We start from the raw sequence: 20889 nt of genomic DNA, 5'->3' as shown, positions 1-20889 counted from the left end.
GTTTGCTGGGTACGAACTTGGGAGATATCATGACGCTAAGTACAGGCTATCATGAGTGCGTTCCGAGTTTTTGTTCGAGTTTCTCAATCGTGTAAGACCATTTGATCGGTTTGGCCGCCTGATTGTAGTAGGCAATGAAATCTGAGATGGCCTGCTCCAAGGTGTCGGTGCTGAGAAAATGGTTGGGTTGCAGGAGTTTGCGTTGCAACATGCGCGCACCAAATCTCAATCTGATCGAGCCAGGAAGCATTGACGGTTCTGTCAGAACTGAGTGCATAAAAGCCCACAGAAAGAGGTGGCAGTCTTTCAACTCATCATCCATTGAGCTAGGAAGCCATCAGTAGCAGGAGTCGCAGGACTGCAAGTTTTTCGCAAAACAACCGTCGTTGTTCCGGAAGAAACAGGGTTTCTCTCATGAGAGAACGTGGGCGAAAATAGTTGCGTAATTCATCAAAAGCACGACAAAAACGTGCCGCTGAGGCGAAATTCCCAAATCCACGCATTGGATAGTAGCGTTGCTTGATTCCTCGATGATCTTGCTCCAGCCGATTATTGAGATACTTGTTTGTCCGATGCTGGATGTTGCTGCTCATTGTCTCGCGTATTGCACGCGGATAGGATGTATGGCCGTCCGTTGTCACCTGCTCTGGCGTATGGCCAACCACAGCAACGGCTTGTTTGAAAAACTGTTTGGCGGCATCCATATCTCGCTTTTCGCTCAGCCGCGAATCAACCAGATTGCTATCTTGGTCGATGGTACGATAGAGGTAGCACCATTTTCCATGCACTTTGACATACGTTTCGTCCACATACCAGGAGACCCCTGCTTGACCTCGTCGTTTTGTGCGCAATTGATCGGCGATCAAGGGCGCAAAACGCTCTTCCCAGTCTCGAACCGTCTCGTGCGTAAACACAAAGCCTCGTGCTAAAAACATTTCCGCCACATCACGCAGGCTCAGCTTCTACCGCAGGCGCCAGAAAACAACAAGCACCACAATGTCAGTGGGGCCTCGAGATAGTTAAAAGGAGTCCCGGTTCGTTCAGTAAAAGTACACTGGCATGCCAGACAGAAGAATGTTGCATACCCCAGTTTCGTTTTCTTCGCTCGTTTTTTCGTTCTCGTGCCTGTGCAATGGGGACAGTTCATTGGCCATACTCCTCGTTCCATTTTCTGACGGGATGAGCATAACAAATCTGCTGCCTCTCAGCAAGGTCAAGTTTGAGTTCTGACAGAACCCTCTTCGGCGCTTCGGGCCATCACAACCTACCTGGAGCTCTTTGCTCTCACTGCACAGGTGGCTCTTGTTCGCCTCGACGGGCAGTATGGGAATACAGTAGCCATTGCACAACTGATTGGAGCAGGCGTGCATCTGGTGACACGAGCGAGAGGGTATCGCGTCCTGGAGCAGACGCGAGATCCAACGCGTGCTAGCTCACCCACCAACCGCGAGGGTGACCAGAGTAAACAGCGATGAGGAGGTTGAGTTGTTTGATGGAGGCTGGTTGCAATTGAATGAGGGGGTACCTCAAACCCGCATCATTGTGGCTCGGCATCGTGCCCCCGCAGCAGGCAAGAGGGCGTCGGTGGGCAAATGCATCGGGGAATGGGTATATGAGGTCTTCATCACAACCTTGCCCATCGATGGATTCCTTGTCGAAGATGTGCTCGATCTCTATCATGGACGAGGGGCCTTCGAGGTCGTGCTTGCAGATGAAGATGTCGAAGAAGATCCCGACCGCTGGTGTTCGTACACCGAGTGCGGACAAGAGCTCTGGCAGATCGCGTGTCAATGGGTGTGGAACCTCCGGCTCTCGCTTGGACAGAGCATGCAAAAAGCTGAGTTGCGCGAGATCGAGTGGGCATCTCCCAAAAAGACACCTCCTGTGCTCCTCACCATTGAAGAGCCAGTTGAGGAGTATGGACCGTGGGAGTGGGCCGCAGCATTCGGGCGTGCCACTGGACGCTTTGGAGCTGAGGCCTTCACGTTGCAAGAGGATGGCAAGCTCCGCTGCCCAGCGGGTGCCAGCCTGTGGTTGAGTGAGGTGCGCCAAGAAAATGCTTTCACTCAGCGGGCCGTCTATCTCGCGTATCAGACTGACTGTCAGCGCTGTTCTCTGCGAGAGCAATGCCTGGCCAAAGGTGCCAAAGGCAATCGTGCTCGACGAGTCAGCGCTGTCCGTCGCCTCTTGCCCCCACCTGCCTCGGCTGAGTGTGAGCAAAAGCCTGTCCTTCTCGGACCAATACGATGGGTGGATGTTGCAGGCCGAGCGCTTCGCCGCACCTGGACCACCCATTGGCGTCATCAACACACCGAGATCATCGCGCTTGTCGAGTGTCCCGAGAAGGTTTTCCCACCACCACGTCCCCCTCGTGAAGTGCGTTCGCATTACCGCTGGAGGTGGTCCGACCGGCTCGCCTGTAATGCCTGGTGGGGACCACCGCAACGGCGTGTTTCCGTGGCAGGCGTCCCCACCTTTCTCGCTATCAAGTAATACAGGAGGAACTAACGAACAAACAGGCGATTTGAGCGAGGTGTCATTGCCCCTCTGGGCTCGTCATGAGGGCGGAGAGTCCCTGTCTGCTTTCAACAATCTCTTCCATTCCTTCATTGCTCGCTTGCTACAAGCTCGTTGCGTATCCCGTGGGCTCATGGGCGCATTTGGTGAATCTGCTTGCTTGATTGAATTGACGTTTAGATAAACCTAAGAAAAAAGGCAGTCTTGATTGCCAAGAGCTGCCACATCACGTAATGTTCTTTCAACAAGAAAAATCAACAAGAAATGAGCATTACGTGGATGTACTTTAACACATTGACCGATTTTCGTCAGCAAGCCTACGCGTGCTTTGGTCGCGGAGCCGATGCCCTGTTCAACCTGTGTGATGCCTTGCTGAGCGAGTCCGAGGCTCGCTCGCTGATCGAATTGTCGCAAGCGCCTGCTTTCGAGCGTGGCTGGTCCAGCCTCTATCAAGGCTTGACCAATGGCAAGATTGATGAGGACGCCTTGCGCGCCGTCTGCATCCACGCCCTCTTGCAGCAACGAGGGGGCGAGGAACTCATTTGCATCAGCATTGATTGTAGTAGTGTGCCTCGGCCAGAAGCCGAAACCAGCCCAGATCGCGGCATCATCTACGTCCCCAATCTGCCTCGTGCCACCAAGCCAGTGAGTGTGGGATGGCAGTTCTCGACGGTGATGCTCTTGCCTACCGAGCCTGGCAGTTGGGTTGGCATCCTGGATCAGCGACGCGTGCGCACCGACCAAACGGCTACCGAGGTGGCTCTCATCCAGCTGCGCGAGGTGGTTCCTCACCTCAAACGTCGCGTGGTCATCCTGGCAGATCGCTGGTATGCGACGGCTGCGTTCTTGCGTGCCTGCAAGGAGTTGGGCTGCCAGGTGCTCATTCGTCTCAAGCGCAACCGCAAGCTGTATCGCAAGCCCGTGCGCAAAAGCAAGAAAGGCCGTATCCCTTTGGATGGAGCCTTGCTGCAAGGCACACGAGCAGAAACGCTGACAGGGGCCGATGAGAGCGTAAGCGCAAACGATGAGAAGGGCAGGCCTGTCCACCTCACGCGTTGGAGCGGGTTGCACTTCAAACAAGGTCGTGATGTCGAGGTGTGTGTGGTGCGTGTGGTGCGCGAGGGGGCCAAGAACAGCAAGCGCGATCCGCGTGAGAGCTGGTTTGTTCAGCTCTCGGCAGACATGCCTTTGCAGGAGGTCGCTCCCACCTACGCCCATCGCTTCTCTCATGAGCATGGCTACCGTTTCATGAAGCAAGACTTGCTCTGGACCCAGGCCCGTGTGCGCACACCCGAGCAATTCGAGCGTTGGAGTCTGTTGGTGGCGCTGGCTTTGAACCAGTTGCTGTTGGCACGTCCGCTGGGACAGGCCGTGTATCGGCCTTGGGAACCCAAGCAACGTCCGCTGACCCCCCGACAAGTTCGTCGGACAATGCCCTCGCTTTTGGTGCAGTTGGGAACGCCGACTCGGATGTGCCAAAAGCGAGGAAAATCGCCAGGACGAGCCTCTGGGTTCCATCCGCAGCCTGCTCCACGCCATGGCGTGGTCCTCAAAAGCAAGCACAAGGCCAAAACCAAGGGCTAAATGTCTTTTGAGAGTCGTCAATGTGAACATGGTTTCCTTTTTTCAGAATGTGCGAAGCACATTCTCATAGGTCCTGTTTATCTAAACACCAAATTGAAAGAAAGGAGGTTTTTATGGAGAGAGGAGATTTCTTCGGCTATCCGGGCTATCCGGCAAAGAACGTGGAATAACACAGCAGTACATCGCATCCAAAAACCGGCAACGTGCGTAGAATAACATCTTTGTAGGATATCTGTAGGAAACTCCTTCATTTTCTGTGAATCTTTTGGCTCACTGCAGGAATGGAACAGAGACGGGGCACACCATGGACATGCTGATACAGAAGTGAGACGGGATCTCTTCCATCAAAAACGGCCTGGCCCGTGAGCAGCTCATACGTTCTACTCAGCTTTCTCGCCGCCGCTCTTCCTTGCTAGTTGAGGAGGTGCGGAGATAAGATAGAGGGAAGACTCATGGGTCATCTCTGTGCTTCAGGCTCTCTCCCTGCGTGGGAGGAAAGCTGGAAAACAATTAGAGGTGATCTCTCGAGTATATTTCCTAGTAAGGAGGCAATGATTTGCCATGACTTCTCACATACAACACACGGATCTCGCGCTGTCACGACGCGCGCGGCGAATGTTTGAGCCGTATCACACCATGATTTTCTTTGCACCGGAGGCGCGGCAGGCATTTCTTGATGTCGGGTTCAAAGGCTACTGGATGGGCTATTTTGCCTCACGATCCGCACCACTTGGATCTGCCTCTGCAGCTGTCGTAACGGCTACCTTTTACCATTTCCATCCCGATATGGTTGCTCGCGCTCTCCCCGAGGCATGGCACATCGCCAGCCCGGAGCAGGTACTGGAGGTACGTCTCCAAGCTGCCGATGCAGCGCTACGCCGTCTCCTCGGCGACCAGGTTGCGTCCGCTGAGATGGCGGAGGCGGCGGACCTGGCAAAAGAGGCGACACGCGGCTGCTCCGTCAATGGGCGAGCGCTCTTTGCAGGGTACTCCCAACTGCCCTGGCCGAAAGAGCCGCATCTTGTGCTCTGGCACGCCACGACGCTCCTGCGCGAGCATCGCTGGGATGGACACATGGCGACGCTGCTGACAGAGGGAGTCGATGGCTGCGAAGCTCACCTCACCTATGTTGGCACAGGCGAGGTGTCCAGAGCGACGATGCAACCCCTACGCGGCTGGAGCGACGAGGAGTGGGATGCAGCAGCCAAACGTTTGCAGCAGCGCGGCCTGCTGGATGAGCATGGGCTTCTGACCCCCGCTGGGAAACAGGTGCGCCAGGCGATAGAGGATCGTACCGATCTGCTGGCCCTGCCTCCCTGGCAATACCTGGGAAGAGAGCGATCCGAACGCCTGCTGGCTCTCGCCCAGCCCATCAGCCAGCGCATTATAGATCAGGGCGGCATCCCACACGTCAATCCAATGGGTCTGTCAAGCTCTGGGTCCTGATTTCAGCCGGCGCTTTCTCTCAACACAAGCACTATGGCATGTCCTCACTCTCGTTCTTTCGCGCCTTTCATCGCAGGCCCCTGGAAGCCGCGCAGGGCCAGGCCGTCTGGTTCTCTAAAAGCGCGCGGGCCAGTGCGTCTCCCAGGGCCATCGCCTCTCATTTTGGGAACTGGCTCTACAGGCTGCATCACAACAAGGCGGCTTTCAAAACCCTGCTGTGCAAATGCGTCCTACGAGCCGATTGAAAATTTAGATGCGATTGCCCTGTACAGAGAACACCATTTTCCCTTGACCCTCACATACGTTTCATCCACATACCACGACTGCCCCGCTTGTCCGCGTCGCCTGATTCGCAACTGTTCCGCAATGAGGGGAGCAAACTGCCTTTCCCACTCGCGAACCGCCTCATACGTAAATTCCCAGCCACGCTCATATAATAATTTGGGAGCAGTGGGAGAGCCTGGGTAACCGCTAGTGGCCTGTGAATAGCAGTGACCTCCTTCTGGAGACAGCTCCCCGCCCGCCAGAGCTTCAAGGGTCTATGAGGCTTGTTGCAACGGCCTGCAGCCATGTGAAAGGAGCCGCCAGAGCCAGAGTGCCTATCCAAGATGAGCTGACCCTCGCGCTGGCTGGTCGGGCTTCTCGCTTGCTCATCCCGGTGGAAAGGTGCGCCGGATGGAAGATCCAGGGAGGGAGGAGTCAAGAAAATCAGGTGCGCAATGGAGATGACCCCACCTGCCTCCGAAGGACAGGGGGCTGAGATCACATATGTGTGTGGGATTGATATCGGAAGCCAATCCTGCTCGGGGTGCATCACTCGCCCCGACAAAAGCGTCGTGGTCAAACCGACCACCTTTGCCAATGCGAGGGAGGGCTGGGACCTCTGGGGGTATTGTCAACTTAAATTTTTTTGTTGATAAGCTTTCACCACTTCGATGCCATATCAGCCATAATTCTCGAACAAACAAGGGCAAGAAACAGGGCACAATCCCCACTTTGAGGTCTGTTTCTCTTCTATAAACTCTACAATTGTAATGAAGTTGACAATACCGTCCTTTCATCTTTCTAAGAGCCGGAATCCACTGTGTGCAGCTTCCACTTTCATGAAGACGGAATTGGCGACATGGGTCGCAACCCCTGTTGTCAAGGGCCGCGCGAGTTCCTGAAGCATCTGCCTGCGAGTGACCTTCGCCTGTTCGGGATCGCCGCTATCCAGGGAGTTGGTCCATTCGGGATGCTCGATCTGCACAGCACTATGGAAGATATCGCCGAGAATGATGACTCGTTCCTCGCCCGCTGTTACCAGCAGCGATGCGTGACCGGCGGTATGCCCTGGGGTAGCGAGAACCCTCACTCCGGGTACGATATACTCTCCCTCCTCTGCAAACTCGATGCGATGCTCCAGCAGATTCAGCGCATCGGCCACACTGGCTCTACTCTCCGGCTGATTGTCGAAGCGGTGCCACTCAGCGCTCCGTACTAGATAGCGTGCATTCGGGAAGGTCAGGACCAGCTCGCCATTGACCTCGCGCGCGGCCCCGTTTACATGATCTGAGTGCATGTGCGTGAAAAAGACAATATCGATGTTGGCAGGATCGAGTCCCGCACGCTCAAGGTTGGAGAGGAGCTGACCGGCATAGCACTTGAAGCGACTGCTCTCATAGGTTCTGGGGCCGAGGCCGGTGTCAATCAATATCGTATGCTCAGGAGTCTGGAGCAGATAGGCGCCCAGGCTACCGACAAGTTGACCATTGTCATCGAGATAATTTCGATAGAACTGCCAGTCCGTCGCGGTGGTTGTTGGGAATACGGCTGTTGGATTGAAGAGAATGTATCCATCGGGCAGATAAGTTATGCGAACATTGCCTGGTGTAATCGAGCTATAGGTTGCTGCTTTGACCATTGAATAGCTTTCCTTTCAACAGAGAATAACATCTCTTGCCATTAGAGAACAAACCACTGTAAATCCCAGCATTGAGCGGGCGGAATCTGCATAACTCTGCGGGTCGCCGCAAGCTAAGGCAGAGGAGTACATTGTGACTTACTGAACCTCTCTTTCTCTCCCTTCAATTTACAAGACATCGATGGAACAACCCAGATAAGGAGCGATTTTCCAGGAAACGCGTGTACCAGTGCTCATATTGGAGGACAAGTGCTTACGTCGGAGGGCCAAACCTGCTCACTTGGTGGCTCATGGCCACCTTTGATGATGGGTGAGCTTATCTAGGATACGAAATGACAAAGGCCAGCTCAAACAGTCTCTCCTAAAAACTCATTCGTATCTCGATTCACCAAACTTGAAGGGCTGATCTCTAAGATGTAGAGCTTCTACAAAAGGGTGAATCTCAAATGGGTCTCTTTGGCTCATAAGCAACGATGGCCCTTCTACAAGAAATTGGTCACCACACAAGGTTAGCAGAGAATGGCTCCATCGGGGTGTAGCTTGACGCTGACACCTTCCTGTAATGCTGAGGCATGCAACTCCGCAACTATATTTGGCTGCTCAACATACAGTGGCGGATTGTTGAACTGCGTATAATGGATTGGGCAAAGCTCCTTCGCTTGCAACAGCCGCGTTGCAATGACTGCTTGCTGAGGCGTGAGCGTGGCGGGAAGACTGGATGGCGCAAGTCCTGGATACCTCGCGATGACACCGTTCACTGGCAAGAAGGCCCAGTCAAATCCATCAAAGCGTTTAGCTATCTGCCACCAATTCCCATGCCAGATGGTGTCACCGCCATGGAATAACCGATACTCATCGGCTTGGATGACCCAGGACACCTGATCATCTCCACGCCAATCGACCGCAGGAACAGCAGTGACCTCCAATCTCGGTGCAATCTCGATGGTTTTCCAGAGTTCAACCCCTTTGCTACGCAGTCCCGCTTCGCGAAGGTGAGAAACAATCGGCTTGTGGCAGTAAACAACCCCCTCCTTGTCCAGCAGACGGTGCAATGTTTCAGGATCGAGATGGTCGCGATGGATATGGGTAACAAGAGCATCAGTGCGTCCGCGCGTCCTCTCGATTGCAATGGGCGGCCAGTGGGGACGGCCCAGGAAGTTTTCCAGGGGAGTGACGGATTGCAACGCATCGATGAGCAGGCGACGATCATTGACAATGATCTCTACTCCCGCCCAGCTCAAACGTTTGATTTGTATGGTCATTTGGCTGCCTCCTTCAGGATATGCCGTTTATTCCCTAAGGCTCTCAAGGAACCTTTAAACATATATTGGATAGATATCTCGTTTTACTTCATCAAGCCAGGAAAGTAGGTGTCGTGCCAATGTGACGCGAGCATCAAAAAATCCATGGTCAGTGTGCAGTATAACGGAACGCATACGAGGCGCCGAGTCTTGTTCCAATACAGTAACGAGTGGCGTATGATGAAGATCAGGAGGAGCAACGGTATCTCGGCTGCCTGCAAGCAGGAACACATTGCGCTGAGAGAGCTGTTCTCGATACTGATCCAGCGTCCATTGCTCAGAGTTGTCAAGGACCTCTTGAACGAGATATTCAGCCGAAATATCGCGTAATGCTGGCAGGCAGGTCTTCCAGTCGCGAATGGTGGATGCGATCAACGAAGGATCTTGGCGCAAGAGCTGAGCAAATAGCCCAAAATGAAACCCTGCCAGTGAGGCAACTGCGCGAATAGAGGGATCAGCAGCAGCCGTGAACAGCGCAGCAAACCCTCCTGTACTGTGACCGATGAGCACAATCCGCTCAGCATCCACCCGGCACTGTTCTCGCATCTCAGGTGCCCGCAGTTTGGCAAGTGCGATAGGAACATCCTCAAAGACATGGGTAAAAGAGTAAGATCCCTGACTGCCCCATGCGCCACGGTAGTGAAAGATCATCACGTTCCATCCAGCACGCCGAAAGATATGAGCCAGATCACCATTTTGCTCGTCTCCAGGAAAGCCATGTAAGAGCAAAATAGTGGGGTGTGGTCCAGCTCCCTGAGCTACAAAGATACGTCCAACCAGCTGTTGTCCATGACTCTCAAACGTCAGCGGGATAAGTGTCGCGGGATAGCGTTCATCAAGGGGAGTGACATCATGACAGAGTGCATCAATCATCGTAGGTACTACCTCTTCTTTGTTTTTTTGAGAATGCTTGGTGAAACCGGCATGGGTACTATCCATCCCAACCGTCTTTTTCTAGAGTAGCCAGATATGTTATATTTGTCAATATAAATTATTTGAACGTTTCATTCATTTTCATCGATAAAAGGAGAAGGGCAGATGGAATTACGACATCTTGTGTCGTTTCAGGCCATTGTGAAAGAAGGAAGCTTTCTCCAAGCGGCGGAAAAGCTGCGATATGCTCAGTCAACCATCACAATCCATATGCAGCAACTCGAAGCCGAACTTGGAGTGAGCTTATTTGTTCGCCGTGGTAAACACATCCAACTGACGGAAGCAGGGCGTGCATTGCAGGAACAGGCTGATACGCTAACACAGCGCGCCCGGGCATTGCAACAAGCACTGAAAGATGTCGTGGCTGGGGAAGCTGGACATCTTCGTATTGGAGCCATTGAACCAACGGCGAGTCTGCGTTTACCCCCTCTGCTGGTACAGTTTTGTCAGACCCACCCCAAGCTGCATTTAACACTTGAGGTGGGAAGTACCCACTTCATCAGTCAACAGGTCGCCACAGGAGCCCTTGATGTGGGCATTTGCTCGCCTCCAACATCTCAGCAGGGGTTAGTCTTTGACCCGCTCTTTGTCGAGCCACTGACTGTGTTACTCCCAGAAACCCATCCATTAGCGAGCAGAGCCTCTCTGGTACCTGCAGATCTTCTTGACCAACGAGTCTTATTGAAAGAGCGGGGATGTGAATATCGAGCCTTGATTGAAACTGCATTGCTCGCCCGAGGAACCAACCCTTTCTCAGGCATTGAAATAGGAAGTACCGAAGTGCTCAAACGTACTGTGCAAGAGGGGCTAGGGATCGCGATCATTCCACGTGCTGCCGCGATTCCACTTCTGCCTCACACAGTGATACGAGACCTTCGCGACGTTGCCCTACGTCTCCCCGTTGGCCTTGTTTCGTTGCCAGAGGTTCATTCACCTGGTCGTGCCCTGGGAGCGTTCTTAACCCTCTTACGAACGCAGCTTCAAGAAAGCATCCCTCTCCCCAAGTAGGACGAGGCATAGAACCTCAGAATGCAAATCTTCCATAAGAAGTATCTTTGGATGTGTCAGAACTGAGAAGACAGTAGGCGACATGGCGTGCTGTTTCCAGCGTTGCTCTGTTTTAGGCTGTCAGAACCATGGCTTTCAAGGCATCCAAGTGATGGCAGAACAGACGACGTTGGTCGGCAAGAGCAACGTGCTGTTTCATGGTTGTCCGAAACCGGAAGAATTGGCGTCTCTCGTCAAATGCCCTGCAGAAGCGTGATGCCGACGCGAAGCTTCCAAAGCCACGCATGGGAGAGTACCGCTGTTTGATGCCCCGATGATCTTGTTCCAGGCGGTTATTCAGGTAGGGGTTACAGCGATGGAGAACCTCACAGCCGAGCGTCTCACGGATCGCTCGTGGAGAGGAGTCATGCCCGTCGGTTGTCACGCGCGCTGGCACATGACCAACTGTCTCAAGCGCCTGCTTGAAAAATCGTTTGGCGGCATCCATATCCCGTTTCTCGCTCAGTATGGAGTCAACGAGATTGCCATCTCGATCGATGGCGAGAGAGAGGGAACACCACTTCCTGTGGACTTTGACGTAGGTTTCGTCGATGTACCACGATGTTCCTGTAAACGTCAAGGGGATAGTGAGCCATCCGCTGATGGAAAAGTGAGCCACCTCCTTGCCATTTAAACCGTCAGGGCCTGCGAGCTCTGTTGCTGCAAGCTCTGACGGAAACGAAAGCTTTCGCCTTCCATAGCCAGAATGTGGCTGCGATGCACCAGCCGATCTAAGAGCGCCGCCGTCATTTGCTCATTGCCAAAGACCTGCGTCCACTGGGCAAAGGCGAGATTCGAGGTGATGGCAACGCTGGCCCGCTCATAGCGATCACTGAAGAACTGGAAGAGCAGTTCAGCCGTTGGCTTGGAAAAGGGCAGGTACCCTAACTCATCCACTAAGATCAGATCAAACCGACGATACGAAGCCAGCAAGCGTGGCAGTTTTAGCTCTTTGTGTGCAACTTCCAATTCGGTGGCTAGCGTGACCGCTGGTCGAAACAACACCCGATAGCCAGCCAGGCAGAGCGCTCTTCCCAAGCCCATGAGCAGATGCGTTTTTCCAATCCCACTGGGGCCAATGAAGAGCACATTCTCGTGCGCCGCCAGGAAGGCTCCTTGTGCGAGCTCCAATACCTGGACCTTGGGGATGCAAGGCACCTGGGAAAAATCAAAGTCCTCCAGGCGTTTCTGGTAGGGAAAGGCGGCGGCTTTGAGCCGTTGGCGCAACTGCTGCTCGTGCCGCTGAGCCAGTTCGCCTTCAAGCAAGGCTTGCAAGTAGCCGAGATAGCCTAACCCGCGCTGCTCAGCTTCGCGAGCCAGCGACTCACAATCTCGTGCCATCCGGTTCAGATGCAGTTGCTTGAGATAGGTGATCACGATGTCATTGCACAGCGTTTCTGTCATGGCTGCACCTCCAACAAACGATTGTAGGCACAGAGATCTGGCAAAGGCGTCACCCTCTGGTAGGCTGGATACGCTCGTGGATCAAGAGGCGGAACGGGAGGTTGCTGGACGCTGGCAACATTGAGCAGTTGCCGCACGGTATCCGCACTCCAGCCGCCTTGGGTGCGTGCCTGGGTAAGAGCCGTCTCGACGGTCTCCACGGAGTGCGTCAGACACAGGTCTAGCAGGCGAGCAAACTCGCGATTGCCATCAGCACGATGAGCCACCAGATCCAGGCGTGCCGCTTCAAAAGCTGGTGGGAGCTCTCCATGCCTCAAAGCCGAGGCCCAGGGAACAGCAAAGGACTTTTTCAGGAGTAAGGGGACGTAATGGCGCCAATCCTCAATCACCTGGCGTTTTTCATAGCAGCGAGGATGATCAGCGACGAGTTCCCCACCTGCATACAGACGCACCCGGAAGGGGTCTGCTTTGAGCGTTAAGCGCTGATAGGCATACTGAATGGGAACGGAATAGTCGTTGGTTTGGAAGCGCACGCGTCCTGTCGAGTGTGCCAGCACTTCCACGACCAGCGCAAGCTCCGGCGCATGTGTTGGTAGGGGCCCGAGTGTCCTGCGCTCAAAGGCCAGGCGAGCGGCAATAGAATCGGTCTGCCTGGCCATCGTGCGCTGCTGATCGGAGAGGCAACACGCTCCTAGATGCACATTGATGGCTTCCAGATCAGTGCCCTCGGGAAGCGGCACGAGGTAGTTACGACGAGCATAGCCCACCAAATTTTCGACACTCCCCTTCTCCCAACCAGCATGCACATTGGCAAAGAGCGCCTCAAAGCGATAGACACTTTGGAAGTGTAGGAACACATCGTGCTCGCGGCGGCTATGTCCTTGCAGCACTTGGAGCACTGCTGGTTTGAGGTTGTCGTAGACCGCGATGCGCGGCACGCCTCCCCAGAATTCAAAGGCATGGCGCTGGCCGAGGAGAAAGGCTTCTTGCCGTTGAGTCGGGAAGCATTCCACAAACATTGCCCCCGAAAAGCGGAGCCGCCCGACCAGGAAAGGAACTTTGGCGACCTGACCCTTGAGCTTGATGGTGGCTTCACCGAAATCAAACTCTGCCCGCTCTCCAGGCGCAAAGTCGAGCGGGACGTACACCGGCTTCGACGACGTTCGCAGTTCCTGCACGAACAGACGTACGGTAGATTCTCCGATAGGAATACCGAGCGTGCGCAGCTCTGTCCACATGCGGTGGGCCGTCCAGCACTGCTTGGGAGCCCAGCGCTCAAGCCACTCATTCTCTTGAAGCCATTTCTGGATATGTGGCAGTGCCGCGTCACGCACAGGCGTTTTGGTCGGTGCCTGACGCTGATACTGACGTTCATTGGTCGCTGGCTCCTCCGCAAGGAGCCTGGCAACCGTATTGCGTGAGAGCCCAAAGTGGCGGGACGCTGCCCGCTGGCTCTTGCCCTGGATCAAGACCCAGGTGCGAATTTCATCTCGAAGTGCCACGGGATACACCTTGTTTTCCTCCGCTCGCTTGATTTTTTTCAAGTGTAGCGGATTCTTGGGAACATGGCTCACTTTTCTGGTAGCGAGTGGCTCTCTATCAGTCTAGCGTTTACAGTTCCCGCTTGCCCGCGTCTCCTCACACGGAGCTGATCCGCCAACACTGGTGCAAAACGAGCTTCCCACTCGCGAACCGCCTCATGGGTACACACCAAACCACGTTCGAGAAATAGCTCAGCGACATCGCGCAAACGCAGCTTCTACCGCAGCCTCCAGAGGACAACGAGCAGAATGATCTCGGTGGGATATTCCAAAAAGTTACAAGGAGTGCCGGTACGCTCGTTGAAGATGCGTCGGCAGGCCGAACAGCGAAATGTTGGGTATCCAAGGGCGGTTTTCTTCTGCTGGTCCTTTGTGGCAGAAGAGAGACAGTAAGAACAGTTCACGGCTCACTCCTCCTGAAGATGTGCTGGGTGATCGCTAGTATACCACAGGAGAGGTCTCTCCATCAGGACTTGTTCTCAGTTCTGACGCTTCCCGCCAGATGCGCTACTTGAACGCCCATGTTGATCAGGCTCTTGATCTCATCCTTCTTGGCCAATGTTCTGTTTATTAGAATTGGAAAGCCCTGGGGTTACAAAGTAAATCTCTTGCAAGCGTACGGGCATATATGGCACAATGAGCACAGCATGCATAGCAAGAAAAGAGCATCCAGGTAATACCCATCTGGATGCTCTTTTCTTTGTGAGCAGTAAACATGGCAATTCGGGACGGAAATATACGAAATATACGATTTATTGAGGGATAAAACCGTTTTCCTCTCTTATAATACAAAGAAGAAGAAACGATAGTGCTTATAAGTGCTGATGTAGTGCAGCAGGAAACCACCCAGGCTTGTCATGTCGTCTGCTGAGCCTGGATGGCTTCTTTGTCATTGTATAGCAAGCACGAAGCCATCCAGGGCGCAATACGCCATTGTTTTGCGGGGAGACTGAATAGCTTCTGTAGTCATTGTAACGGGCAAAGATAATTAGCAAGTTTTATTGAAGTATGATACAACACTAGCCATAATGGTTATTTTTTACCAATATTGATATAGTTCAATATGTGCCACGTTGAATACATTAAGTTTCTTCTTTATCGTCAAGTTTGTTACTTAGAGCAAAAAATGTCAAAAACAACAAGCAATCCAACTCCTACAACTGACACAGAGTACGCTATTGTGGATTCTCACAATAAAGTTCGCTTTTCAATCAGATAACGGCTCTGGACATATTCAGTGTGTCTGCTACTGACCCGGCAGCCTGCCCAGTACCCTAATGCAAAGACAGCCTTGCCACGTAGATCTGCCTCGCGTTCAATGAATGTATGCTACGGCTGCACAGGGTGATGGGATTCAGGAAACGTAGGTAGGCTGTACAACCATAGCATAGAGGATATGACGGAGAGACAGAGCGACCAGTCACAACTTTCCAAGGACAAGGGGAAGGGTGAGGGTGAGTGAGTAGCCTGGACTGCACCCTGGCTATAGGGGAGGAACACCCCACGCATACTCACAATAGAATACGATCATGAGCAGTTATAAGCGTCAGGTGAGCCGCTCAAAGTGGATCAGTGAGCACAACAATGGGTAATCTCACTGGTAACAGTGGTAACTAGCTCACAATGATTGGACTTATTCTCATGGGCCTTGGCAAAATGATGCGCCTGGGCAGGGTTCACGATACTGACCGCGTATCCAAGGCGCGCCAGGAAGGTCGCCAGAGCCAGCCAGGAGATTTCTGTGGCTTCCATAACGACAAGCATGCGATCTGGCACGGGTCCCCGTCCTAAGAAGTCGCTGATGCAAAGAAGAGAACCCTTCCGGAGTCTGTTCAATGATCATAGGTTTGCTTGGCTTCTGTTTTGGAGCTTGCCAGGCAATGGTCGCGGTAAGAGGTGCAATATCCACGCCGACGAAAAGCTGATACTCAACAACCTGTTCACACGCTTGCATGGTACTCTCCTTTCGTACTGTGATTTGACAGAGGTTCTGTCCTCTTAGGATGTTTTATCGCCCGAAAAGAGCCGGGGCACTTTATGGCAAAGAGGCCTGTAACCAGTGTCCCTTGCAAGCCCAGTGTCCCGCCAGTGCCTACAGCGGCGTGCCAAAAGATTGAACCAATTAACTCTTCCTTTCTTGCTCAGGAAGATGATGCCCGCAATGCTGAAACCACCCCCACGCATCCTGAGCTGTGATGGTAAGTAACGCCTGAGCAATGGCCCCTTCCAGGGCTTCTCGTGTTCTTGCTCCTACGCGATGTAAGACGGTTTTCAGTTTGGAGAACGCTTCTTCAATGGGGGAGAGGTCGGGGGAATAGCCCGGTAAAAAGAGGAGTTGACAGCCTTTCGCTTCGATCGCCTGCTTGACCGTTGAACTGCTTGCCCGTGATGATGACCACGATCATCACATACCCAAACAGTCCAGCGAGCAGGCCCAGGAGCAGGCCCAGGATATTCCCGGCGATGAGATCCGCGGATGATGGAAATGGAAAGATGGCATGACAGATGATAGTGGAAACCAACCAGCCGACATACCCCCAGAGTGGCGTAAAGATGAGGAAGGCCTGGACTATCATGACAGGCTGGTCTCCGGCCCATTTATCAGGAACAACAGATGTGGTAGTAAGCACGCTGAGAGCCGTTCCCGCAAGCAGGGTAGAAACATGGATGACTACAAATTGTATGGCGATGTAGGGTAGAAACATGGATGACTACAAATTGTATGGCGATGTCATGAGAGGGTTCGAAAGTGAGTTTGGTGCCGAACCTACCGACACTACCACCGTCGGCGAGACGAGCCCATTTGTTCATGAGATCTTTCAGTAGAAAGCGAGATTCCCCATGTCAGCCGAGATTGAAAGCAGCGCGTCCTCCTGGTCCTGGTGTAGCACATGCGATTGCATGATGCCTCTCATTCACACCTGCAGCCAGGGAACACCAAGCATCAATGATCCACAGTTGACAGAAGATGTTGACTACTCGAGCGTTGAAGCCTACCTGCGTGGCCGGTATGGACGCGCCGGACAGGCCAGGGCCCAGCAAGCTATTAACAAGGGCCTCGTCCAGGCAAACCAAACAAAAACGACAAGAATGCAGTGGTGGATGCACTAACCCCCAGAGCAGAGAGTATGGAGAGGGATCATCACCCTCTCACGGCTTCTCAACATCATGAGCATGCCGAAGCAAGACAGCATTCGGCTTAGCAAAAAGGAGCTTGAGAGACATCGGTACACCTGCCTGCATTGCTCACCAAGACGGGACCGTCCATTGTATCTACCTCAGCCAGGATGGCTACCCAGCCTTTGCTGGCCAGATCCTGCTCCAGCACTTCCAGACACTGGAGCGCGTTCAACAACTGCTGGATGGAGGGAATCTCTATCGACTGAGACCTGAGTTGGGGAAACCCCACGATTTCTTTGAGGCACAACACAACCCCGAACTGCGGCTGAAAACCCAAAACTGGTGTCAGTTTAAACGTCGGGACTACGATCGCCGCCGGAGCCAGCCAACAGATGAGCAGGCGCAGGAGCTCGGGAGCCTTGATTTGCTGCTGCTGCTGAACCAGCAGCAAGACACGCCCTGGACCTATGTGTTTCGCACAGGCCAATGGTACCTCTACTCTTCTGATTCCATTGAAGGTATTCTCCTCCAGGAGGCGCTCAGCACTCACGAGAGACAGTAACCTGCCCACACCTGAAACAAAAGCCGGGAGGCTCCCCTCGGCAACAGCCTCCCAACGCATTTTACCTAAAAGAAAGTTGAAGACACACGATGGAGAGAAACGTAGCAGAACTCCTCAAATCTGAGATCCTCAGTCTCTGCAGCTACCACAGCCTGACGGGATATCCCGCCAGTGTCGAGCAATTGGAGACATTAGATGAGTTAATCACCTGGCTGGGAACAACTGACTTCTCCTCAACTCATAGCGGAGAATACGCCGCCGTCCTGCAACTTCTTCGCGTTGTCAATACACTCCAATACCAGCATAATCTTCTCCAGTTTGCTGAATGGGTGAAGAAACACCCCGAGTGGCAGACAGAATTCGTTGTTGCCCGCCTAGATCGCCTGATGACATTCGTTGAGCACGAAAGACGGCAGGATGCCTTCGAGCTTGCCCTGGCCATCGCCTCGAACCTTTCTGACTTCCCCCATTTCCGCGAGCAACTGGCCACATGGACACGCCAGCAGCTGCTGGAAAAGGCTTCTGAGTCTAGACCCCCTATGGCATCTAAAGAAAGCGTTCTCCCTGCCACCCGTTTCTAAGAAGAGGGATCGTTATAGCTACGGATCCGGCGCGCCAGAACACCAGAAGCGTCAGACCTGGCCCTGGATGAACATTCCTTAAGAAAATGCCTCTCCTCGGCCAGCGGATGCGTGGGCAAAAGCAAAACAGAGCCCGGTGTTGGACAAACCCAGCGCCAGGCTCGTTCATCTTCCGCGGCTGCATCTCCTAAAATAAGCACATCCAATTCCTCGTCCGGACCAACCACACTAGCCCAGCCGAGAATCTCGCAGAGCCGACTCCCCTCTTCAATCACCACATGCCCTTGCACATACAGATAACAGCGCTCCACATGAAATTGCCGCTTGAAGACCTCGACGGCGACCAGGATCACGCCGGCGGCAAGTGGCAACCCTAAACGCACTTGCTCGCTTCTTTTCTCCATCATAGCCCTATCATAGCAAATATTCCCCTACACGTGAACGTATTCACCCCGCTTCTCATCATCGTTCACTGCATCTTTCTCTCTCAAACACCTTTTCCTACACACGAAAATATCTCCCAGCAAAACAATGTGTTACAGCTTCCATCTCATTTGGGCAACCTCAGCACATGAACTTTGCTACACTCCTCTCAACGAATATATACATCCTTCTTCCTAGCCTCGCCGGAGAAGAGGCGAAAGACACCTGATCGGTTTGGGAGGATAAATGCCCTTATGGGAATGTATCCATTCATCCCCGGGATTCTTTTTACGAGAGCCAGGAAATATCGAAAAAGTCCGTTTGCAAAAAATTTACCACAACCCGTTACTAAAACTGTCGATTTCGTCGCCTCCCGTTCGTTGTTCTGTTGAAGGGCGACGCTAATCGTCCTCAAGCTATAGGAGCAACAACACATTAGGAGGAAAGCATGCGTTATTTACTCTTAATCTACCAAAATGAAGCCGAACATGCAAAATTCAGCCAGGAAGAATTGAATGCGGAATATGAAGCATATATAGCCTTTGGCAAAGAAGCTGAGCAGCGAAGCGTGCTCGTTAGCAGCGAGGCTCTTCTCCCCACCAATACTGCGACAACTGTACGCGTACGTGGCGGCAAAACCTTGCACACAGATGGCCCCTTCGCCGAGACCAAAGAGCAGCTCGGTGGATTTTACCTGCTGAATTGCAAAGACCTTGACGAAGCCATCGAATTCGCGGCCAAGATTCCCACCGCTACAGATGGCTCGATTGAGATTCGCCCCATCATGGAATTTGAGTGATGGGAGTGAGAGTATAAATGCAGGCAGCACACCGGATGGTCGCGCATACCTTTCGCCAAGAGGCGGATCGTATCCTTGCCAGCTTAATCAGCACCATACGGGACTTCGAGCTAGCCGAGGACGCGCTCCAAGACGCCCTGCTCATCGCGCTCGAACGCTGGCCTGTAGAAGGTATACCATCCAATCCGGGTGCCTGGATCACAACAACTGCGCGGCGCAAAGCTATCGATCGTTTGCGCCGCGCCAGTACATTGGCACGCAAACACGAGATCCTGCAAGAACTACTTCAAAAGGTAGAGCAACAAGGAACTGAAGCAGGAGAGGACAGATCGATCCCCGATGAACGGCTCAAGCTGATGTTTACCTGTTGCCATCCTACCCTGGCGTTGGAGGCACAGGTCGCGCTCACGCTGCAAACACTTGGTGGACTCTCCACCGCCGAGATCGCAAGCGCCTTTGGTAACCTCGCTGCTCCAGTTCGTGGTAGAGGTTTTCATGATAGCGGGAGGTCGCCTCCATCCCAATCACGATCTGCTCGGGGGAAGCATCCAGCTCGCTCAGTTTCTTCTCCCACATCGTCCACCCCTCCCTGACATTGGCAAAAGTGACCGGCTTGACCACCACGCTTTTGTCAGGACGCGTGATGCATCCCGAACAGGACTGGCTTCCAATGTCCAGACCACAGACGTATTTGATCTCAGTTCCCTCACCTGAGGAAGCTGCTGGAGTCTTTTGCATCCTCCACCTCGCTTTCGCGCGGTCATGCTCTTTCTTCGTTCTCCTCCTCGGTGCCACCTTTCACCGGGGCAGTCAACGGGAACCCCGACCAACCAGAGCGAGCGTCAGCTCATCTTGGATCGGCACCCTGGCTCTGGCAACGGCCTTTCGCGTCGCCATGGGCTGGTGCAACAAGCCTCATAGACCCTTGAAGCTCTGGCGGGTGGGGAGCTGTCTCTAGAAGGAGGTCACTGCTGTTCACAGGCCTCTAGCGGTTACTCAGGCTCTCCCACTGCTCCCAAATTATTATATGAGCGGTTACATGCTTTCTATAATGCTGCTACAGTAGGGGATAAAAAAGGTGGTACAATAGATGTTTTTTTGCGAAAAGAGTCTTAGAGAGAAGCATTTAGGATGGTTAAAATAGAGTCTGGCATTATTCCTTAATGATTTTATTATATTAAGCGAACCTCAGATACCTTAAGTATATATGGCAATTTATACTAATATTTATATTACCTATGAGCTTGTATGCTTTTTATAATAAATAATGACAGAAGGAGATTTGTAGTGCTTAACCTGTATGGCTTTCAGTCGCAAGAGTGCTACTAATTAGGAACTCCAATCTGGTTAGAGGGCGGAGTAGGAAAGGAGATAGCATGAGTCATACTGTTGTTCAGAAGAGCGCTTGTATTGTTGCTCTGAGCATTGTGGCTGCATTGCTGTTACTGGTTGGTATGGCGGCTCCAGCATCGGCTGCGAGTACAAAGGCGACAACGGGAATCACCAGCAGTGCGGAGGTAACTCCAGTAGCCTTTAGTACAAAGATAGTTTCAGAGAGGAGCGCCATTAGCCAAGTAGCGAAATACTGGACGTGCGGATACGAATCTGATGGGGTTTATAGGTGTCGTTGGACCCAGGGAGGGCAAACATCGCGGGTTTGCTCATGGTTATATGACTATGAGAGTGCTCAGTCTTACTACAGGTGTGGGTAGCCTTATAACCAACTCT

Annotated in this window: 20 protein-coding genes and 5 pseudogenes; 10 read left to right on the top strand and 15 right to left on the bottom strand. The window is 53.1% G+C overall.

From position 1 onward, the window contains the following. Positions 1-49 precede the first annotated feature (49 nt). Both JMJ16_RS12315 and JMJ16_RS12310 read right to left on the bottom strand, forming a co-directional pair. Positions 50-211, bottom strand: coding sequence for an IS3 family transposase (locus JMJ16_RS12315; RefSeq protein ID WP_201381586.1), 162 nt, complete (start codon positions 209-211; stop codon positions 50-52). A gap of 115 nt (positions 212-326) precedes the next feature. Beyond that, positions 327-1147: pseudogene (locus JMJ16_RS12310) on the bottom strand (IS6 family transposase). Positions 1148-1485: 338 nt separating this feature from the next. Here JMJ16_RS12310 and JMJ16_RS12305 point away from each other — a divergent pair. The 4 genes from JMJ16_RS12305 (at position 1486) to JMJ16_RS12290 (ending at position 5792) form a co-directional block, all read left to right on the top strand. Beyond that, entirely contained in the window at positions 1486-2493 is a 1008-nt protein-coding gene (locus tag JMJ16_RS12305) for a transposase (RefSeq protein ID WP_201381584.1), read from the top strand. A 303-nt stretch (positions 2494-2796) separates the two neighbouring features. Beyond that, the gene (locus JMJ16_RS12300) at positions 2797-4101 is read left to right on the top strand and encodes an NF041680 family putative transposase (protein ID WP_201382681.1); all 1305 of its coding nucleotides are present in this window, start codon (positions 2797-2799) and stop codon (positions 4099-4101) included. A gap of 561 nt (positions 4102-4662) precedes the next feature. Next, on the top strand, positions 4663-5547 hold the full coding sequence (locus tag JMJ16_RS12295) for a hypothetical protein (RefSeq protein ID WP_201381582.1): 885 nt from the start codon (positions 4663-4665) through the stop codon (positions 5545-5547). Between the two features lie 38 nt (positions 5548-5585). Further along, positions 5586-5792, top strand: coding sequence for a hypothetical protein (locus JMJ16_RS12290; protein WP_201381580.1), 207 nt, complete (start codon positions 5586-5588; stop codon positions 5790-5792). Positions 5793-5804: 12 nt separating this feature from the next. Here JMJ16_RS12290 and JMJ16_RS12285 read toward each other — a convergent pair. From JMJ16_RS12285 to JMJ16_RS12270, 4 genes and pseudogenes are all read right to left on the bottom strand, one after another. Next, positions 5805-5990: pseudogene (locus JMJ16_RS12285) on the bottom strand (DDE-type integrase/transposase/recombinase); the annotation flags it as partial. A 614-nt stretch (positions 5991-6604) separates the two neighbouring features. After that, a complete protein-coding gene (locus JMJ16_RS12280) occupies positions 6605-7450 on the bottom strand; it encodes an MBL fold metallo-hydrolase (protein ID WP_201381578.1) in 846 nt (281 codons plus the stop codon). Between the two features lie 509 nt (positions 7451-7959). Further along, positions 7960-8712 carry an MBL fold metallo-hydrolase gene (locus tag JMJ16_RS12275; RefSeq protein WP_201381576.1) on the bottom strand — a complete coding sequence of 251 codons (753 nt, stop codon included), beginning with the start codon at positions 8710-8712 and terminating at the stop codon, positions 7960-7962. 54 nt (positions 8713-8766) lie between these two features. Further along, the gene (locus JMJ16_RS12270) at positions 8767-9624 is read right to left on the bottom strand and encodes a S9 family peptidase (protein ID WP_201381574.1); all 858 of its coding nucleotides are present in this window, start codon (positions 9622-9624) and stop codon (positions 8767-8769) included. A 165-nt stretch (positions 9625-9789) separates the two neighbouring features. On the opposite strand from JMJ16_RS12270, the gene JMJ16_RS12265 reads away from it, so the two are divergent. Beyond that, positions 9790-10692: a LysR family transcriptional regulator gene (locus JMJ16_RS12265; RefSeq protein WP_201381572.1), complete on the top strand. Its 903-nt coding sequence runs from the start codon at positions 9790-9792 to the stop codon at positions 10690-10692. A 112-nt stretch (positions 10693-10804) separates the two neighbouring features. On the opposite strand, the pseudogene JMJ16_RS12260 reads toward JMJ16_RS12265, so the two are convergent. From JMJ16_RS12260 to JMJ16_RS56965, 7 genes and pseudogenes are all read right to left on the bottom strand, one after another. Beyond that, positions 10805-11299: pseudogene (locus JMJ16_RS12260) on the bottom strand (transposase); the annotation flags it as partial. A 62-nt stretch (positions 11300-11361) separates the two neighbouring features. After that, a complete protein-coding gene (gene istB, locus JMJ16_RS12255; RefSeq protein ID WP_201380382.1) occupies positions 11362-12135 on the bottom strand; it encodes an IS21-like element helper ATPase IstB in 774 nt (257 codons plus the stop codon). Further along, positions 12132-13637, bottom strand: a complete 1506-nt coding sequence (istA, locus tag JMJ16_RS12250) for an IS21 family transposase (protein ID WP_201380380.1) — start codon at positions 13635-13637, stop codon at positions 12132-12134. The genes istB and istA overlap by 4 nt, the downstream gene beginning before the upstream one ends. A 116-nt stretch (positions 13638-13753) precedes the next feature. Then, positions 13754-14080 (bottom strand): annotated as a pseudogene (locus tag JMJ16_RS12245) (IS6 family transposase); the annotation flags it as partial. Between the two features lie 1165 nt (positions 14081-15245). After that, positions 15246-15452, bottom strand: coding sequence for a hypothetical protein (locus JMJ16_RS12240; RefSeq protein WP_201381570.1), 207 nt, complete (start codon positions 15450-15452; stop codon positions 15246-15248). Between the two features lie 346 nt (positions 15453-15798). Next, positions 15799-16032, bottom strand: a complete 234-nt coding sequence (locus JMJ16_RS56970) for a transposase (RefSeq protein ID WP_374228999.1) — start codon at positions 16030-16032, stop codon at positions 15799-15801. After that, the gene (locus tag JMJ16_RS56965; protein WP_201381568.1) at positions 15968-16381 is read right to left on the bottom strand and encodes a hypothetical protein; all 414 of its coding nucleotides are present in this window, start codon (positions 16379-16381) and stop codon (positions 15968-15970) included. Before JMJ16_RS56965 ends, JMJ16_RS56970 begins: the two co-directional genes overlap by 65 nt. Before the next feature lie 136 nt (positions 16382-16517). Here JMJ16_RS56965 and JMJ16_RS12225 point away from each other — a divergent pair, with 136 nt between their 5' ends. From JMJ16_RS12225 to JMJ16_RS12215, 3 genes are all read left to right on the top strand, one after another. Then, a complete protein-coding gene (locus tag JMJ16_RS12225; RefSeq protein ID WP_201381566.1) occupies positions 16518-16787 on the top strand; it encodes a hypothetical protein in 270 nt (89 codons plus the stop codon). Positions 16788-16890: 103 nt separating this feature from the next. Beyond that, positions 16891-17358, top strand: a complete 468-nt coding sequence (locus JMJ16_RS12220; RefSeq protein ID WP_201381564.1) for a hypothetical protein — start codon at positions 16891-16893, stop codon at positions 17356-17358. 89 nt (positions 17359-17447) lie between these two features. Further along, positions 17448-17939, top strand: a complete 492-nt coding sequence (locus JMJ16_RS12215) for a hypothetical protein (protein WP_201381562.1) — start codon at positions 17448-17450, stop codon at positions 17937-17939. Here the strand turns inward: JMJ16_RS12215 and JMJ16_RS12210 are convergent. Then, on the bottom strand, positions 17936-18322 hold the full coding sequence (locus JMJ16_RS12210; RefSeq protein ID WP_201381560.1) for a hypothetical protein: 387 nt from the start codon (positions 18320-18322) through the stop codon (positions 17936-17938). The two genes, JMJ16_RS12215 and JMJ16_RS12210, sit on opposite strands and share 4 nt — an antisense overlap. A gap of 488 nt (positions 18323-18810) precedes the next feature. On the opposite strand from JMJ16_RS12210, the gene JMJ16_RS12205 reads away from it, so the two are divergent. Beyond that, positions 18811-19161 (top strand): YciI family protein, encoded by a 351-nt coding sequence (locus tag JMJ16_RS12205; protein WP_201381559.1) that lies wholly within the window; start codon positions 18811-18813, stop codon positions 19159-19161. Between the two features lie 17 nt (positions 19162-19178). Further along, positions 19179-19349 (top strand): annotated as a pseudogene (locus JMJ16_RS54080) (RNA polymerase subunit sigma-24); the annotation flags it as partial. 217 nt (positions 19350-19566) lie between these two features. On the opposite strand, the gene JMJ16_RS12195 reads toward JMJ16_RS54080, so the two are convergent. Next, positions 19567-19899, bottom strand: coding sequence for an IS110 family transposase (locus JMJ16_RS12195; RefSeq protein ID WP_236601424.1), 333 nt, complete (start codon positions 19897-19899; stop codon positions 19567-19569). Positions 19900-20889 lie beyond the last annotated feature (990 nt).

This window comes from Ktedonobacter sp. SOSP1-52 (assembly GCF_016587395.1).
Note: the sequence above shows the minus strand (reverse complement) of the source record. Positions and strands in the feature narration are given on the sequence as shown.